Here is a 16594-nt window from a genome sequence, read left to right as displayed (position 1 = left end):
CCCGACCCGTCCCCGACCCGTCCCCGACCCGTCCCCGCCCGGACTCCCCGAACCGCCCCCGTCCCCGACCCGACTCCCCGACCGCTTCCGATCCCCCCACGCAGCAAGCAACCCCAGCAAGAGCAAGGAGATTTCGATGACCAAGGAAATCCTCGTCAGCTTCGGTGTGGACGTAGACGCCGTCGGCGGATGGCTCGGCTCCTACGGGGGTGAGGACTCCCCCGACGACATCTCCCGCGGGTTGTTCGCGGGCGAGGTCGGCGTGCCGCGCCTGCTGGAGCTGTTCCGGCGCCGCGGCCTGACCCAGACGTTCTTCTGGCCCGGCCACTCCGTCGAGACCTTCCCGGAGGAGTTCGACGCCTGTGTCGCCGCCGGTCACGAGATCGGCGTGCACGGCTACAGCCACGAGAACCCGATCGCCATGAGCCGCGAGCAGGAGGCCGCGGTCCTGGACCGCTGCATCGAGCTGATCGAGACCCGTTCCGGGCGTCGCCCGACCGGCTACGTGGCCCCCTGGTGGGAGTTCAGCCCGGTCACCAACGAACTGCTCCTCGAACGCGGGATCAAGTACGACCACTCGCTGATGCACCGGGACTTCGAGCCGTACTACGTGCGGGTCGGCGACTCCTGGACGAAGATCGACTACAGCCGGCCGGCCGAGGACTGGATGAAGCCGCTGGTGCGCGGCCGGGAGACGGACCTCATCGAGATCCCGGCGAACTGGTACCTCGACGACCTGCCTCCGATGATGTTCATCAAGGCCAGCCCGAACAGCCACGGCTTCGTCAACCCCCGTGACATCGAGCAGATGTGGCGCGACCAGTTCGACTGGGTGCACCGGGAGATGGACCACGCCGCCTTCACCATGACCATCCACCCCGACGTGGCCGGCCGCCCGCAGGTCCTGCTGATGCTGGAGCGGCTGATCGACCACATCAACTCCCACGAAGGCGTCCGCTGGGTGACCTTCGACCAGATCGCGGACGACTTCGCCGCCCGCAACCCGCGTCAGAAGGGTGACAGCAGATGACCACCGCACAGGAACAGCAGACCGTCCACGAGAGAGACTGGCCGCGCGGCGGCGCACCCTCGGACGAGGTCCTCTTCAAGGGCCCCCCGGCCCTCAGCCGGCGCACCATCACGACCACCACCGTGGTGTGCTTCCTGGCCTGGGTCTTCTCGGTCTACGACTTCGTGCTCTTCGGCACCCTGCTGCCGAAGATATCCGAGACGTTCGGCTGGACCACCGGACAGGCCACGGCCATCGCGACCGGGGTGACGGTCGGTACCTTCGTCGTCTCGCTGCTGGTCGGGCCGATGCTGGACCGCTGGGGCCGCAAGCCCAGCCTGATCGTCACCACCGCGGGCGCGGCGCTCTCCTCAGGCTTCACCGCCCTGGTCGGCGGCGCCGCCTCCCTCATCGGTGTCCGTGCCATCTCCGGCCTCGGCTACTCCGAGGAAGTCGTCAACAGCGTCTACCTCAACGAGATGTACGGCAAGAGCCGGCGCCGCGGCTTCATGTTCAGCCTGGTGCAGAGCGGCTGGCCGGTCGGCGCACTGCTCGCGTCGGCGTTCGCCGCCGTGCTGCTGCCGGTGATGAGCTGGCGCTGGATCTTCCTCCTCGCCACCTTCCCGGTGGTGGTCATCCTCGTCGCCGGGTCCAGGCTTCGTGAGTCGCCCTCCTTCGTCGCCCTGAAGCGGACGCGGGAGCTGCGCAAGGACGGGCGCGAGGCCGACGCGGCCCGGCTGGCGGAGCTCTACAGCCTCGACATCACCCGGGACGACGAGTCCGGTCTGCGCCAGCTCTTCGCCCCGGACCTGCGCCGCCACACCCTGTGCCTGTCCGGAGCGTGGCTGTTCAACTGGATGGGCATCCAGATCTTCTCGGTGCTGGGCACCACGATCCTCACCGACGGCAAGGGCGTCTCGTTCTCCAGCGCGCTGGTCGTGCTGATCCTGGCCAACCTGGCCGGTTTCCTCGGCTACCTCTTCCACGGGTACCTCGGTGACCGGATCGGCCGGCGGACGACCATCATCGTCGGCTGGAGCATCGGCGGCATCGTGATGACGGCGATGCTCTTCGGGCCGAACAGCAGCGCGTACGTCATCCCGATGTACGCCCTGGGGCTCTTCTTCCTCCTCGGCCCGTACTCCGCCATGGTGTTCTACATGGGCGAGTCGTTCCCGGCCCGGGTCCGGGGCATCGGCTCCAACACCGCCCACGTGATGGGCCCGGTGGGCGCGATCGTCGGCTCGGCGCTGCTCAGCGCCCTCATCGGGATCGGTGCGAGCGCCACCATGGCCGCGTTCCTCGCGGGCGCCCTGGGGATGTTCATCTCCGGCGTCCTGATGCTCGGCGCCCGCAACGTCAGCCAGGACGCGGACGAGGAGTCCGCCCCCGCGGCGCCCGCCGCCTGAGCAGCACCTCCTTCCTTCCCCTCCCTCTTCCGGTGCGTGGCGGCCCACACCCGCCACGCACCGGAAACCCCACGAAAGGCAGGACATGCCCTCCAGCGAGCACACCGCACCGGTCCGCGACGACGGGCTGGCCGGCAAGGTGGCCGTCATCACCGGCGGCGCGAGCGGCATCGGCCGCGCCCTGGCCGTGGCGTACGCGCGCGCCGGGGCCGACAGCGTCGTCGGTTTCTACCCCAAGGACCCGCACAGCGCGGAGGAGACCATACGGCTGGTCGAGGACGCCGGCGGCCGGTGCACCGCGGTCGCGGTCGACGTCCGGGACAGCGAGCAGGTCGACGCCCTGGCCCGGTCCGCCGTGGAGACGTACGGGCGGCTGGACATCGCCGTAGCCGGAGCCGGAGTGCTGCGCCGGGCCGCCCTGGCCGAACTCGACGACGACGCCTGGAACGACATGCTCTCGGTCGACCTGACCGGAGTGCTGCGCACCTTCCGCTCCGCCGCCGCGGTGATGACCGGCCCCGGTGCCATGGTGGCGGTCTCCTCCATCGCCGGCGGGGTCTACGGCTGGGACGACCACGCCCACTACGCCGCCGCCAAGAGCGGGGTGCTGGGGCTGTGCCGGTCGCTGGCGACCGAACTCGCCCCGCGCGGCATCCGCGTCAACACCGTCATCCCCGGGCTGATCGAGACCCCGCAGTCGCTCGACGAGGCCAACTCGCTGGGCCGCGCGGGGCTGGAGCGGGCCGGCCGGAGCATCCCGGCGGGCCGGGTGGGCCACGCCGACGAGGTCGCCCGCGTGATCCGCTTCCTCACCAGCGACGACGCCGCGTACATCACCGGCCAGGAACTGGTCGTGGACGGCGGTCTGACGGTCCGGTGGCCGGAGTGACGGCGCGGCGGCGGCAGGACACGGAACAGCGCGGAAAGGTGAACGGCATGGGAGTCCTCCAGGATCAGGTCGCCCTGGTGACCGGCGCGGCGAGCGGCATCGGCACGGCGATCGCCGACGCCTACGCGGCCGAGGGCGCGCGGCTCTTCCTGGCCGACCGCGACGCCGACCGGCTGACCGCGCTGGCCGAGCGTTACGCGGCGCAGGGGACGGAGACGGCCACCGCGGTCGTCGACGTGGCCGACGCGGAGCAGACCCGGCACATGGTGGAGAGCTGTGTGGCCGAACTGGGCGCGCCCGACGTCCTGGTCAACTCGGCGGGGATCCTCACCGAGGTCCCGCTGGTCGAGATGGACGTCGAGACCTGGGACGAGATGATCGCGATCGACCTGCGCAGCGTCTTCCTGTGCTGCCGGTGGACGGTGCCGCACATGGTCGCCCGCGGCAGCGGCCGGGTCATCAACATCGCCAGCCAGCTGGGCATCAAGGGGGGCGAGGGCCTCGTGCACTACTCGGCCGCCAAGGCCGGCGTCATCGGGCTGACCAAGGCCCTCGCCCGTGAGGTCGCCCCGCACGGAGTGCTGGTCAACGCGATCGCTCCGGGCCCGGTGTTCACCCCGCTGGTGGAGGGGATCAGCGAGGACTGGAAGCAGGCCAAGCAGGCCGAGCTGCCCCTCGGCCGGTTCGGGGTCCCGGCGGAGGTCGCCCCCACCGCCGTGCTGCTGGCCAGTGATCCGGGCGGCAACCTCTACGTGGGCCAGACCCTCGGACCCAACAGCGGCGACATCATGCCCTGAAGCCCCGACAGGAGGGAGCCACGATGTGCGGAGCCTGCGGCGCGGGCCGTTCCGTACCGCGCTGGGAGGACGTCCTTGCCCGGCCCGGCCGTTCGGTCCTGGCCGACCGCGCGGCGCGGACCGAACGACTCCTGGGGCCCGGATCGGGACTGCGGGTCCGGGCCTGGATGTCCGCGGGATACCTGCTTGCCGACCGGGTCGGCCGTACCGTGCACGCGGCGGACCTGGACACGCTGTGGCGTGCGGCCGCCGAGCGCGGCGCACGGCCGGCGGGCTGGCGGCCGCTGCGGGGCCCGGCCGCCACCGTGCCCGTCGAGGTGCCCGGCGGCTGGGACCCGGCCACGGTCGCGGTGTGGTGCGCCGCCGTGGCCCGGACCGAACCGGACGCCTCGCTGAAGGTCACCCTCCCCGACCCCGGCGGGGCGCGCACCGTACTGGTGGAGATCGGGTCGGGCGCCGTACGGGCCACGGTCCTGGAGGCCGGCCCGGACGGCCCGGAGCGCGGGGGCGCGATCCTGGTCGGCGGAGTCGGCGCGGCCGGTGCGGCCCGGCATCTGACGGACTGCCATCAGGTGGCGCGTGGGCCCGCGGACGGGCTGTAGTGGGCTGGGCCGATGCCGTCGAAAGTTTCGAAGGTGTCGGCCCTCAAGTTGATCTAGTGCCTGGAGGCCTCGTCGGGATCGGCCGGAAGAATCAGGCCTCTATGGCTCTGAGCAGGAAAAACATGCTTCCTTGGGGCTTCGAGGTCGAGCGAACGTTTCGAAATTCCGACCGAAACTGTTGACACCCGTCGGACCCGGCTCAACACTTCACACCGCTGCGTCACCTCCTGGCAGCCGGCCGTTCCGCGAGGTCCTGTCGTGCTGCCCGCCCCCCACCACCTTCACGAGGAGGAAGCACGGACATGAACACGCTCGTCCGGACGACCGGCCGCAGACGCGGTCGCTTCACGTGGTTCATCAGGAGCCTCTGTGCCGCCGCCATGATTGTCATGGCCGCGATGACTTTGCCGGGCACCGCCAGCGCCGACACGGTCATCACCTCGAATCAGACCGGCACCAACAACGGCTACTACTACTCGTTCTGGACCGACGGCGGCGGCTCGGTCTCCATGAACCTCGGCTCCGGCGGCGGCTACAGCACCCAGTGGAGCAACGTCGGCAACTTCGTGGCCGGCAAGGGCTGGGCCACCGGCGGCCGCAAGGCGGTCAACTACTCGGGCAGCTTCAACCCGTCCGGCAACGCCTATCTGGCCCTCTACGGGTGGACGACCAACCCGCTCGTGGAGTACTACGTCGTCGACAACTGGGGCACCTACCGGCCCACCGGAACGTTCATGGGCACCGTCACCAGCGACGGCGGCACGTACGACATCTACAAGACGACGCGGGTCAACGCTCCCTCCATCGAGGGCACTCGGACCTTCGACCAGTACTGGAGCGTCCGGCAGTCGAAGAAGACCGGTGGAACCATCACCACCGGCAACCACTTCGACGCCTGGGCGGGCAAGGGAATGAAGCTCGGCAGCTTCAACTACATGATCCTCGCGACCGAGGGCTACCAGAGCAGCGGCAACTCCAACGTCACCGTGAGCGACGGCGGTTCCGGCGGTGGCGGCACCGGCGGCGGTGGTGGCGGTGGTGGTGGTGGCACCGGTGGGTGCACCGCGACGCTGTCGGCGGGTCAGCAGTGGAGCGACCGGTACAACCTGAACGTGTCGGTGAGCGGTTCGAGCAACTGGACGGTGACGATGAACGTTCCGTCGCCGGAGAAGATCATCGCGACCTGGAACATCAGCGCGAGTTACCCGAGCTCGCAGGTGCTGGTCGCCAAACCCAACGGCAACGGCAACAACTGGGGTGTGACCGTCCAGACCAACGGCGCCTGGACCTGGCCCACGGTCTCCTGCAGTGCGAGCTGACCCTGCCGACACCGAAGACCTCTTCAGAAAGGTCCCAAGCCGCATGAGTACCAGACCACTTGCGTCACTCCGGTCCCTGGCCGCGGGACTGGCCGTCGCGGCGCTCGCCGTGGCCGGCTCCCTCACCGTCGAAGCCGCTCCGTCGTACGCCGCCACCTGCAACGGCTACGTCGGGCTCACCTTCGACGACGGGCCGTCCAACGACCACACCCCGGCCCTGCTCAACGCGCTGAAGCAGAACGGGCTGCGGGCCACGATGTTCAACGAGGGCCAGTTCGCGGCCTCCTACCCGGCCCAGGTACGGGCCCAGGTGGACGCCGGAATGTGGGTCGGCAACCACAGCTACACCCACCCGCACCTGATCCAGCAGAGCCAGTCGCAGATCGACTCGGAACTCTCCCGGACCCAGCAGGCCATCGCCGCCGCGGGCGGTGGTACGCCGAAGCTGTTCCGGCCGCCCTACGGCGAGACCAACTCCACGCTGAAGTCGGTCGAGGCCAAGTACGGCCTGACCGAGATCATCTGGGACGTCGACTCGCAGGACTGGAACAACGCGAGCACCGACGCGATCGTGCAGGCCGTCTCCCGGCTGGGCAACGGCCAGATCATCCTCATGCACGAGTGGCCCGCCAACACGCTCGCGGCGATCCCGCGGATCGCCCAGACACTGGCCTCCAAGGGCCTCTGCTCCGGCATGATCTCCCCGCAGACGGGCCGCGCCGTGGCCCCCGACGGGGGCGGTTCCGGCGGTGGCGGCACCGGCGGCGGTGGTGGCGGTGGTGGTGGTGGCACCGGTGGGTGCACCGCGACGCTGTCGGCGGGTCAGCAGTGGAGCGACCGGTACAACCTGAACGTGTCGGTGAGCGGTTCGAGCAACTGGACGGTGACGATGAACGTTCCGTCGCCGGAGAAGATCATCGCGACCTGGAACATCAGCGCGAGTTACCCGAGTTCGCAGGTGCTGGTCGCCAAACCCAACGGCAACGGCAACAACTGGGGTGTGACCGTCCAGACCAACGGCGCCTGGACCTGGCCCACGGTCTCCTGCAGTACCAGTTAGTCGTCCGGTGGCGCGGCGGACCACGGCCGCCGCGCCACCGGCGGTTCGCGGTTCGCGCGAGCGCGCGCGGGGGCCACCGGAAGCGGGCCCCCGCGCGCTCAACCCTTCTTCGGCGCGCTCGGCTTCGCTGCCGTCAGCGAGATGTCCTGGCTCGACAGCGTCTGTGGGGTGGCCGTGAACGCGCGCAGACGGATGCGGACACCGCGCCGGGGGACGGTGTACCTGCCGCCGGGCGGCCGCAGTTCGAGGCGGGCGGTGGAGTGGCCGGGGATCGTGGCCGGACCCTTCGCCAGGGACCAGAACCTGCCCGAGCCCTGGCTCGTGGTGAGCATGAAGTGCGGGGTGAGGGGGTCGCCGCCGGTGTTGGTGACCTGGAGGCTCAGCAGGGAGACGTGCCGGGCGGAGGACCGCTGCACCCCCGTGACCCGCATGGCCAGCGGCGGCCTGCCCGTCACCGCCAAGGCCGCGCTGAGCAGCGCGGGTACGACCAGGAGCCCGACCGCCGCGATCCGGGCCGGGCGCCGGTGAGGTCCCGACAGCGGGCGCGGCCGGGGCTGCCAGGCCCGCGTGAACTCCGTGGACGGCGCCGTGACCACGGCCGCGAGCCACAGCGGGGTCATCATCAGGTAGTAGCCGTCCTGGGAGCGGGTCGCCAGGAAGAAGGCGCACCAGGGCAGCACGGTCGCCGCCGGGCCGAGCCGCCGTACGAAGAGCACGAACAGGGCCAGCAGGCCCGCGGCGAGGAGCACACTCGCACGCGAGTACCAGTCCAGGCGGTCGCTGCCGTCGGTGAAGTACAGGGAGACGTCCATCAGGCCCTGTCCGTGCAGCACCGCGCCCTGGGTCAGCGGCAGCGCGACGCCGCGCAGCCAGTCGCCCGGCTCGTGCACGATGAAGTACGCGTTGACCAGCAGCCATACGGTGACGGTGGTCCCGAGCACCCGGAGCAGCACCGACAGGGCCTGCCGGTGTCCGAGTTCGCCGCGGCGCACCGCATAGATCCCGGCGAGCAGGAACGGGGTCACGAACCAGGGGAGTTGCTGCGCCGCGCACGCCGCGCCCAGGCACGCGGCCTGGGCCAGGCCGGCCGCGCCGAGCCGCCCGCCCTGACCGATCCGGGGCCAGCGCACCACCACCGGGATCAGCAGCGCCAGGGCGAGGATCGCCGGATAGCCGAGGCGCCCGTAGGTCGGCAGGAAGCCGAAGCCCAGGCAGACCATGGTGGCCGCCGGGCGCCACCGGGGCGGCAGCATCCGCCACAGGATGACCGTGCCGACGATCAGTGCGCCCGTGCTCACCGCTGTCGCGGGGGCGCCGCCGTGCCCGAGCCACAGCAGGGGCGCGGTCAGCAGCACCGCCAGCGGGGGGTAGCCGTAGGTGTAGTCGTAGCCGCCGTACACGGTGGGGGTGAGCGCCACGTGACCGTGGAAGAGCCAGGGCCAGGGCTGCCCGTACACCGGGTGCCCCGCGACGAGTTCCCTCGCCGCCTGCGAGGTGAGGACCGCCTCGTCACCGCCCGCGTGGTTCAGGACCCAGGTGCACAGGGCGAGCGTCACCGCGGTCAGCAGCACGCACAGGTCCACGCGGGCCAGGGACCGCGTCCGGCGGACCACCAGGGCCAGCACCCCGCAGACCAGGATCGAGGCGTAGCACAGGGAGATGACGCCGGCGACGGGGAGCAGCCGGGACGCGGCCTGCGTCCACGCCGCCCGGGTGCCGATGAAGAGACTGACGACTGCCAGCAGTGTCAGGACGCGATGCCACTGAGCCGGCGGTTCCGGGGCGGACACCGCCGACAGTGTCCGCCGACCGGGTGCCACCAGCTGTTGTTCTGCCAAGTGCACGACATGCGAAGGTAATCGGATCCGGTGAGCGGCGCGTGGCGAGGGGTGAAGAGTCCGGTGTGAACGCGGTAAGAAGCCCCTTTCCGGCAGGAAACGGTCAAGCTGTGTGTCGCTGGCGATCCATATGGGTTGAGAAGATGCCTCTTTCGGACACTCTCGGGACCTCTTGTCGCGCACCGTGTCGCTGTTGGGCCGAAAGGGTGACTTGGCGTAAGAATTGAGTGGTGCAGGTGAGGCAAGCGAGTCAGGGCAGGGGGCGCCGATGAACAGGCGCGACGTCACCGATGAGCAGTGGGAGGGGCTCGCCCAGGTCGTCCCGCTGCGCGGCCGCGACGCCTGGCCGTCCGCGGTGGACCACCGGGTGCCTCCGGAGGCGACGACGGAGGCGCGCCGTCGCTTCGTCGTTCTGCGGGTCAATGTGTTCGCGGACGCCCGTGACGTCGCCGAGACCCTGATGGCGGGCGTCCCGGTACTTCTCGACCTCACCAGCGCCGAGGGTGAGGTCGCCAAGCGGGTCCTGGACTTCAGTACCGGCGTCGTCTTCGGGCTGAGCAGCGGGATGCACCGCGTCGACCGCAATGTCTTCCTGCTCACGCCGCCCGGCACCGAGGTGAGCGGACTCATGCCGGGCGCGGCGGTTCCGGGCCGGTGAGTGCCGGTTCCGCGCCAGTGGTAGACCTGGTGCCGTGACTGAGGAATCCGAAGGTCCGGATCTGGCCGGGTTGCAGCGGCGGCTGGCGGAGTTCGCCGCGGCGCGCGACTGGCAGCCGTACCACACACCGAAGAACCTGGTCGCCGCCCTCAGCGTGGAGGCGTCCGAACTGGTCGAGATCTTCCAGTGGATGACGCCGGAGGAGTCGGCCGGCGTCATGGCCGACCCGGAGGCGGCGCACCGCGTCCGCGACGAGGTCGCGGACGTCCTCGCGTACCTGCTGCAACTGTGCGAGGTGCTCGGGGTCGATCCGGTGGCGGCACTGGCGGCGAAGATCGACCGGAACGAGCGGCGGTTCCCGGTGCCGGGCAAGCCGGGGGAATCGGAGGAATCGGGGGGATCTGGGGGATCGGAAGGCTCGGCTGAGTGAAGAGGGGAGGAAGCCCACCCTCCGTTGTCACTCTCCGAATTCGTTCATCCGGCCGAAACCGTTTTGTTGTCCGCAGATTTCTACCTTCCTCTGGCCTTTCGCCCCAAGCGCCTTCACTCTGGGTAGTGAACAAGGGTGTTCGGGCGGACGTGCGAACAGCACGTCGGGACAGACGGGGGCAGCGCATGGACGCGGTGCGGCTCATCCTGGCGAGCAGGCGTGCCCTGGCGGGCAGCGACGAGACCCCCGCCATCCTGACCGAGGTGTGGCAGGCGCAGGCCCTGGCGCAGGCGATCGGCAGCCGCCTCGCCGTCTCGGGACCGCCCGAACTGCGGGGCGAGGCACTGGGGTTGACCGAACTGGCGGGCCGCGGCTGCGGCGTTCTCGGCGCGCCGGACCTCGATCCGGCGGACCTGCGGGCGGCCCGGCTCACCGAACTCGAGGACGCCCGGCAGGTGTTGCTGAACCTGGACGTCCTGCTCGGCGAGGCCGGCATCGCGCTCGTCGGCGTCGCCAGCTCGGCCGCCGACGAGGCCATGTACTGGCAGTGCATGGAGGCGATCGACGCGGCGGACGAGTCCCGGGACCGGGTCCGCGAGATGGTGCGGAAGCTGGCCGCGCGGGAGGCGGTGCCGCCGCAGAAGGAGGCGATTTCACCCGACCGGGGGCGGGAGGGTCGCGGGTCCCGGTGAGGCCCCCGCGCCGGCCGGCCGGCCGGCGTGCAGGATGGGGGTATGGATCTCCGCATCTTCACCGAGCCCCAGCAGGGGGCGACCTACGACACCTTGCTCACCGTGGCGAAGGCCACGGAGGACCTGGGGTTCGACGCCTTCTTCCGCTCCGACCACTTCCTGCACATGGGCGACGTGGACGGCCTGCCCGGACCCACCGACGCCTGGATCACCCTCGCCGGACTCGCCCGCGAGACCAAGCGCATCCGGCTCGGCACCCTGATGACGGCCGCCACCTTCCGGCTGCCCGGCGTGCTCGCCGTCCAGGTCGCCCAGGTGGACCGGATGTCCGGCGGCCGGGTCGAACTGGGCCTGGGAGCGGGCTGGTTCGAGGAGGAGCACAAGGCGTACGGGATCCCCTTCCCGAAGGAGAAGTTCGGCCGCCTGGAGGAGCAACTGGCCATCGTCACCGGGATGTGGGCGACGGAGGCCGGCAAGACCTTCGACTTCCGCGGGACGTACTACGAGCTCACCGGGTCGCCCGCGCTGCCGAAGCCCGCGCAGGCGAAGGTCCCGGTGCTCGTCGGCGGGCTCGGAGCGACCCGCACGCCGCGGCTCGCCGCCCAGTACGCCGACGAGTTCAACGTCCCGTTCGCCTGCGTCGAGGACAGCGAGCGGCAGTTCGGCCGGGTCCGGGCAGCCGCGGAGGCGGCCGGCCGTGGCGCCGACGATCTGACGTACTCCAACGCGCTCGTCGTCTGCGTCGGCCGGGACGACCAGGAGGTCGCCCGCCGTGCCGCCGCGATCGGCCGTGAGGTCGGCGAACTGAAGGCCAACGGACTGGCCGGCTCCCCGGCCGAGGTCGTCGACAGGATCGGCCACTACGCCGCGATCGGCGCCGGCCGGATCTACCTCCAGATTCTCGACCTGGCCGACCTGGACCACCTGGAATTGATCGCCGGCCAGGTGCAGTCGCAGCTGTCCTAGGGACCCCGGCGGTCAGGGCGGCCCTGGGGTCACGCCCACGGGCTGCCCTCCCGCAGGCACACCGCCGAGGCGCTCAGCGCCGCCTCGTGCAGCGCGGTGAGGGTCTGGACACCGGCGACGAGCCGTGCGCCGGGCAGATCGGCCGGAGCGAACCAGCCGTGCCGGTCGTGCTCGGCGCTGAGCCGCACGGCCGTGTCCGCGCCGCCGGGCAGCGTCCCGCCGTAGAAGAAGCAGTCCAGGACCGGGCCTGTGCCCAGCACGTCCACGCGGTGATCCACGCCGATCAGCCGTGGCACCGGCCCGAGTTCGAGGCCCGTCTCCTCGCGCATCTCCCGCCGGGCCGCGGTCCAGGGGTCCTCGCCGTGGTCCAGCATCCCGCCGGGCAGCCACCAACTGCCCGCCCCGGGCTGACCGGAGCCGTAGCGCAGGAGCAGGACGCGGCCGTCGCCGTCCAGCACCACCACACACGCGGCGAGGAGCGCCTGCGGCTGCGTCCTCACCCATTCCTCCCGCGGCATCCACTCCACCACTGATCGCCTCCCGGACGCTCTCGGCCGGCACCCCCGCGGCCGCGGTCTCGGCCCGGCCGCGCCGGTACCGGCTGTTTCTCCTGCCCCCTGACAACGACGCCGCGGCCAGGGGGAAGTGGGCGGCGAATATTGGAAGGCACAGGTCCGGCCCCCTGTGCGAAGGTGAGGACGTCGTCCTGCCGAGCCCCCGGGATCACGGTCCTCGGGGGCTCCGGCGTACCCGGCACCGCAGCCGTCCATCCAGCCGGAGAGGCCCTCCGCATGTTCCTGACCATCACCACCACCGGCACGCCCGAACACCCGGCGACCGACCTCGGTTTCCTGCTGCACAAGCACCCGGGCAAGGCGCAGGCGTTCTCCACCTCCTACGGCACCGCGCACGTCCTCTACCCCGAGGCGGACGATCAGCGGTGCACGGCGGCGCTGCTCCTGGAGGTCGACACGGTGGCCCTGGTCCGGCGCGGCAAGGCCAAGGGACGCGGCGGCGCCCCCGACGCGACGCTCGCGCAGTACGTCAACGACCGCCCCTACGCCGCCTCTTCGCTGCTGGCGGTCGCGCTGAGCGCCGTCTTCTCCAGCGCCCTGCGCGGAGTGTGCCGGGCGCGCCCCGAACTCCCGGACCGGCCCCGCCCGTTGCGCATCGAGGTCCCCGCGCTTCCCGCCCGTGGCGGCCCCGCCCTCGTGCACCGCCTGTTCGCGCCGCTCGGCTGGACGGTCTCCGCCGAACCGGTCGCGCTGGACCCGGAGTTCCCCGAGTGGGGTGACTCGCGGTATGTGCGGCTCGTGCTGGAGTCGGAGGCGATCACCCTCGCCCAGGCGCTGCGCCACCTCTACGTCCTGCTCCCCGTCCTCGACGACGCCAAGCACTACTGGGTCGCCCCCGACGAGGTCGACAAGCTGCTCCGGGCAGGTGAGGGCTGGCTGCCCGCGCACCCGGAGCAGAAGCTCATCACCAGCCGCTACCTCTCGCGCCGCTGGTCGCTGACCCGGGAGGCGATGGAGCGCCTGGAGCTGCTGCGGCTGGCCGAGGCCGACGACAGCGGGGTCGAGGAGCTCGACAACGCCGTGGCGGCGGAGACCGAGACCGAGGAGAAGCCGACGCCGCTGGCCGTGCGGCGACGGGACGCGATCGTCGCCGCGCTGCACGAGCACGGGGCCGCCCGGGTCCTCGACCTCGGCTGCGGGCAGGGCCAGTTGGTGCAGACGCTGCTGCGTGACGCGCGGTTCACCGAGATCGTCGGCGTCGACGTGTCGGTACGGGCCCTCACCATCGCCGCCCGGCGGCTCAAGCTGGACCGGATGGGGGAGCGGCAGGCCGCCCGCGTCACGCTCCGGCAGGGCTCGCTCGTCTACACCGACAAGCAGCTCAAGGGCTACGACGCCGCCGTGCTCAGCGAGGTGATCGAGCACCTCGACCTGCCCCGGCTGCCCGCCCTGGAGTACGCGGTGTTCGGCGCCGCCCGCCCCCGTACCGTCCTCGTGACCACTCCGAACGTCGAGTACAACGTCCGCTGGGAGAGCCTCCCCGCCGGGCACGCCCGGCACGGCGACCACCGCTTCGAGTGGACCCGTGAGCAGTTCGGCCAGTGGGCGCGCGCGGTGGCCGAACGCCACGGCTACGACGTCGGGTTCCGCCCCGTGGGCCCCGACGACCCCGAGGTCGGACCGCCCACCCAGATGGCCGTGTTCACCCTCGGCACCACCAACGACAGCAGAGACAGCGAGAAGGAGGCGAAGGCGGCATGACCGAGACACAGACCCCCGCACGAGGAGGACGCGTGCTGCCCGTGACCGACCTCTCCCTGGTCGTCCTCGTCGGCGCCTCCGGCTCGGGCAAGTCCACCTTCGCCCGGCGCCACTTCAAGCCCACCGAGATCATCTCCTCGGACTTCTGCCGCGGACTGGTCTCCGACGACGAGAACGACCAGGGCGCCACCCGCGACGCCTTCGACGTGCTGCACTACATCGCCGGCAAGCGCCTGGCGGCCGGCCGCCGTACCGTCGTCGACGCCACCAGCGTGCAGCAGGACGCCCGGCGTCAGTTGATCGACCTCGCGAAGAGCCACGACGTGCTGCCCATCGCCATCGTGCTCGACGTGCCGGAGGAGGTGTGCGCCGAGCGCAACGCGGCCCGCGCCGACCGGGCCGACATGCCGCGCCGGGTGATCCGGCGGCACACCCGCGAACTGCGGCGCTCCCTGAGGCACCTGGAGCGCGAGGGCTTCCGCAAGGTGCACGTGCTGCGCGGGGCCGAGGAGGTCGAGAACGCGTCGGTCGTCACCGAGAAGCGCTTCAACGACCTCACCCACCTCACCGGCCCGTTCGACATCATCGGCGACATCCACGGCTGCTCCGCCGAACTGGAGGCCCTGCTCGCCAAGCTGGGCTACGCCGACGGAACGCACCCCGAGGGCCGGACCGCCGTGTTCGTCGGCGACCTGGTCGACCGCGGCCCGGACAGCCCGGGTGTGCTGCGCCGGGTGATGTCCATGGCCGAGTCCGGCGACGCGCTGTGCGTGCCGGGCAACCACGAGAACAAGTACGGGCGCCACCTCAAGGGCCGCAAGGTCCAGCACACCCACGGACTCGCCGAGACGATCGCGCAGATGGAGGGGGAGAGCGAGGAGTTCAAGGCACGGGTACGGGAGTTCATCGACGGTCTGGTCAGCCACTACGTCCTCGACGGCGGGCGGCTGGTGGTCAGCCACGCCGGTCTGCCGGAGAAGTACCACGGCCGCACCTCGGGCCGGGTGCGCTCGCACGCGCTCTACGGCGACACCACCGGGGAGACGGACGAGTTCGGCCTGCCGGTGCGCTACCCGTGGGCGGAGGACTACCGCGGGCAGGCGGCCGTGGTCTACGGCCACACCCCGGTCCCGGAGGCCACATGGCTCAACAACACGATTTGCCTGGACACCGGCGCGGTGTTCGGCGGCAGGCTGACCGCGCTGCGCTGGCCGGAGCGGGAACTGGTCGACGTACCGGCCGAGCGGGTCTGGTACGAGCCGGCCAGGCCGCTGCGCACCGAGGCACCCGGCGGGCACGACGGGCGTCCGCTGGACCTCGGTGATGTGCACGGCCGCCGGGGCGTCGAGACCCGGCACGCCGGACGGGTGGCGGTGCGCGAGGAGAACGCGGCGGCGGCCCTGGAGGTCATGAGCCGCTTCGCGGTCGACCCGCGGCTGCTGCCGTACCTGCCGCCCACCATGGCGCCGACGGCGACGTCGAAGGTGGAAGGCTACCTGGAGCACCCGGAGGAGGCGTTCGCCCAGTACCGGGAGGACGGGGTGGCCCGGGTCGTGTGCGAGGAGAAGCACATGGGCTCGCGGGCGGTGGCCCTGGTCTGCCGGGACGCGGAGGCGGCGCGCCGCCGGTTCGGAGTGGAGGGCCCGACCGGTTCGCTGTACACCCGCACCGGACGTCCCTTCTTCGACGACCCGTCGGTCACCGAGGAGATACTCGGGCGGCTGCGCGCGGCGGCCACCGAGGCGGGCCTGTGGGCGGAGCTCGACACCGACTGGCTGCTGCTCGACGCCGAGCTGATGCCGTGGTCGCTGAAGGCCTCCGGGCTGCTGCGCTCGCAGTACGCGGCGGTCGGCGCGGCCTCCGGAACGGTGTTCCCGGACGCCCTGGCCGCCCTCGAGGGAGCCGCGGCGCGCGGTGTCGACGTGACGGGCCTGCTGGGCCGGCAGCGCGAACGGGCCGCCGACGCGGCCGCGTTCACGGATGCCTACCGCCGCTACTGCTGGCCCACCGAAGGCCTGGACGGAGTCCGCCTGGCGCCGTTCCAGATCCTGGCGGTGCGGGGCCGCAGCCTGGCCGGACTGCCGCACGACGGGCAACTGGCGCTGATCGACCGGCTCGTGGAGCACGACACGACCGGTCTGCTGCAGACCACCCGCCGTCTGTACGTCGACGTGGCCGACCCGGAGTCGGTGCGGGCGGGCGTCGACTGGTGGCTGGAGATGACCGGACGCGGCGGCGAGGGCATGGTCGTCAAGCCGCTGGGCGCGCTGGTGCGCGGCGAGACGGGCCGGCTGGTGCAGCCCGGCGTCAAGTGCCGCGGCCGGGAGTACCTGCGGATCATCTACGGTCCCGAGTACACCCGCCCGGACAACCTCGCCCGGCTGCGTCACCGCTCCCTCCACCACAAGCGCTCCCTGGCCGTCCGCGAGTACGCCCTCGGTCTGGAGGCCCTGGACCGGCTGGCCGGCGGCGAACCGCTGTGGCGGGTGCACGAGGCGGTGTTCGGTGTGCTCGCGCTGGAGTCGGAGCCGGTGGACCCCCGTCTGTGACGGGGTGTCCCGCCGCTTCCGGCGGCTCTCGTCAGAGTGACGAAAAAAGGAGGCCGTGGAAACAGGTGCGCGGAGGGTGAAACCGGCCGCCGTTGGCCAG

Annotated in this window: 15 protein-coding genes; 13 read left to right on the top strand and 2 right to left on the bottom strand. The window is 71.5% G+C overall.

Going from position 1 to position 16594, the window contains the following annotated elements:
• Positions 1–136: 136 nt before the first annotated feature.
• From CG719_RS23230 to CG719_RS23200, 7 genes are all read left to right on the top strand, one after another.
• Positions 137–1030 carry a polysaccharide deacetylase family protein gene (locus tag CG719_RS23230; protein ID WP_100570614.1) on the top strand — a complete coding sequence of 298 codons (894 nt, stop codon included), beginning with the start codon at positions 137–139 and terminating at the stop codon, positions 1028–1030.
• Positions 1027–2418: an MFS transporter gene (locus tag CG719_RS23225; protein WP_100570613.1), complete on the top strand. Its 1392-nt coding sequence runs from the start codon at positions 1027–1029 to the stop codon at positions 2416–2418. The genes CG719_RS23230 and CG719_RS23225 overlap by 4 nt, the downstream gene beginning before the upstream one ends.
• 85 nt (positions 2419–2503) lie before the next feature.
• Positions 2504–3307: an SDR family NAD(P)-dependent oxidoreductase gene (locus CG719_RS23220; protein ID WP_100570612.1), complete on the top strand. Its 804-nt coding sequence runs from the start codon at positions 2504–2506 to the stop codon at positions 3305–3307.
• Between the two features lie 47 nt (positions 3308–3354).
• Complete coding sequence (locus CG719_RS23215; protein WP_100570777.1) at positions 3355–4104, top strand: SDR family NAD(P)-dependent oxidoreductase; 750 nt, start codon at positions 3355–3357, stop codon at positions 4102–4104.
• Between the two features lie 23 nt (positions 4105–4127).
• Positions 4128–4706, top strand: a complete 579-nt coding sequence (locus tag CG719_RS23210; RefSeq protein WP_100570611.1) for a hypothetical protein — start codon at positions 4128–4130, stop codon at positions 4704–4706.
• 302 nt (positions 4707–5008) lie between these two features.
• Positions 5009–6025 (top strand): glycoside hydrolase family 11 protein, encoded by a 1017-nt coding sequence (locus tag CG719_RS23205; protein ID WP_100570610.1) that lies wholly within the window; start codon positions 5009–5011, stop codon positions 6023–6025.
• A 43-nt stretch (positions 6026–6068) separates the two neighbouring features.
• Entirely contained in the window at positions 6069–7085 is a 1017-nt protein-coding gene (locus tag CG719_RS23200) for a polysaccharide deacetylase family protein (protein ID WP_100570609.1), read from the top strand.
• A gap of 98 nt (positions 7086–7183) precedes the next feature.
• Here CG719_RS23200 and CG719_RS23195 read toward each other — a convergent pair whose 3' ends face one another.
• Positions 7184–8875 (bottom strand): hypothetical protein, encoded by a 1692-nt coding sequence (locus CG719_RS23195; protein WP_199836749.1) that lies wholly within the window; start codon positions 8873–8875, stop codon positions 7184–7186.
• 316 nt (positions 8876–9191) lie between these two features.
• On the opposite strand from CG719_RS23195, the gene CG719_RS23190 reads away from it, so the two are divergent.
• From CG719_RS23190 to CG719_RS23175, 4 genes are all read left to right on the top strand, one after another.
• Positions 9192–9581 carry a cell division protein SepF gene (locus tag CG719_RS23190; RefSeq protein ID WP_100570608.1) on the top strand — a complete coding sequence of 130 codons (390 nt, stop codon included), beginning with the start codon at positions 9192–9194 and terminating at the stop codon, positions 9579–9581.
• A gap of 34 nt (positions 9582–9615) precedes the next feature.
• Positions 9616–10011 (top strand): nucleotide pyrophosphohydrolase, encoded by a 396-nt coding sequence (locus tag CG719_RS23185; RefSeq protein WP_100570607.1) that lies wholly within the window; start codon positions 9616–9618, stop codon positions 10009–10011.
• Between the two features lie 185 nt (positions 10012–10196).
• Positions 10197–10703, top strand: a complete 507-nt coding sequence (locus CG719_RS23180) for a DUF6099 family protein (protein ID WP_100570606.1) — start codon at positions 10197–10199, stop codon at positions 10701–10703.
• Between the two features lie 42 nt (positions 10704–10745).
• Positions 10746–11669, top strand: a complete 924-nt coding sequence (locus CG719_RS23175) for an LLM class F420-dependent oxidoreductase (protein WP_100570605.1) — start codon at positions 10746–10748, stop codon at positions 11667–11669.
• Between the two features lie 29 nt (positions 11670–11698).
• Here CG719_RS23175 and CG719_RS23170 read toward each other — a convergent pair whose 3' ends face one another.
• A complete protein-coding gene (locus CG719_RS23170; protein WP_234375723.1) occupies positions 11699–12169 on the bottom strand; it encodes an NUDIX hydrolase in 471 nt (156 codons plus the stop codon).
• A gap of 291 nt (positions 12170–12460) precedes the next feature.
• Here CG719_RS23170 and CG719_RS23165 point away from each other — a divergent pair, with 291 nt between their 5' ends.
• Together CG719_RS23165 and CG719_RS23160 are read left to right on the top strand one after the other, a co-directional pair.
• A complete protein-coding gene (locus CG719_RS23165; RefSeq protein ID WP_100570604.1) occupies positions 12461–13945 on the top strand; it encodes a 3' terminal RNA ribose 2'-O-methyltransferase Hen1 in 1485 nt (494 codons plus the stop codon).
• On the top strand, positions 13942–16494 hold the full coding sequence (locus tag CG719_RS23160) for a polynucleotide kinase-phosphatase (RefSeq protein ID WP_100570603.1): 2553 nt from the start codon (positions 13942–13944) through the stop codon (positions 16492–16494). Before CG719_RS23165 ends, CG719_RS23160 begins: the two co-directional genes overlap by 4 nt.
• Positions 16495–16594: the final 100 nt, after the last annotated feature.

Source organism: Streptomyces sp. CB01373 (genome assembly GCF_002803075.1).
Lineage (GTDB): Bacteria > Actinomycetota > Actinomycetes > Streptomycetales > Streptomycetaceae > Streptomyces.
Note: the sequence above shows the minus strand (reverse complement) of the source record. Positions and strands in the feature narration are given on the sequence as shown.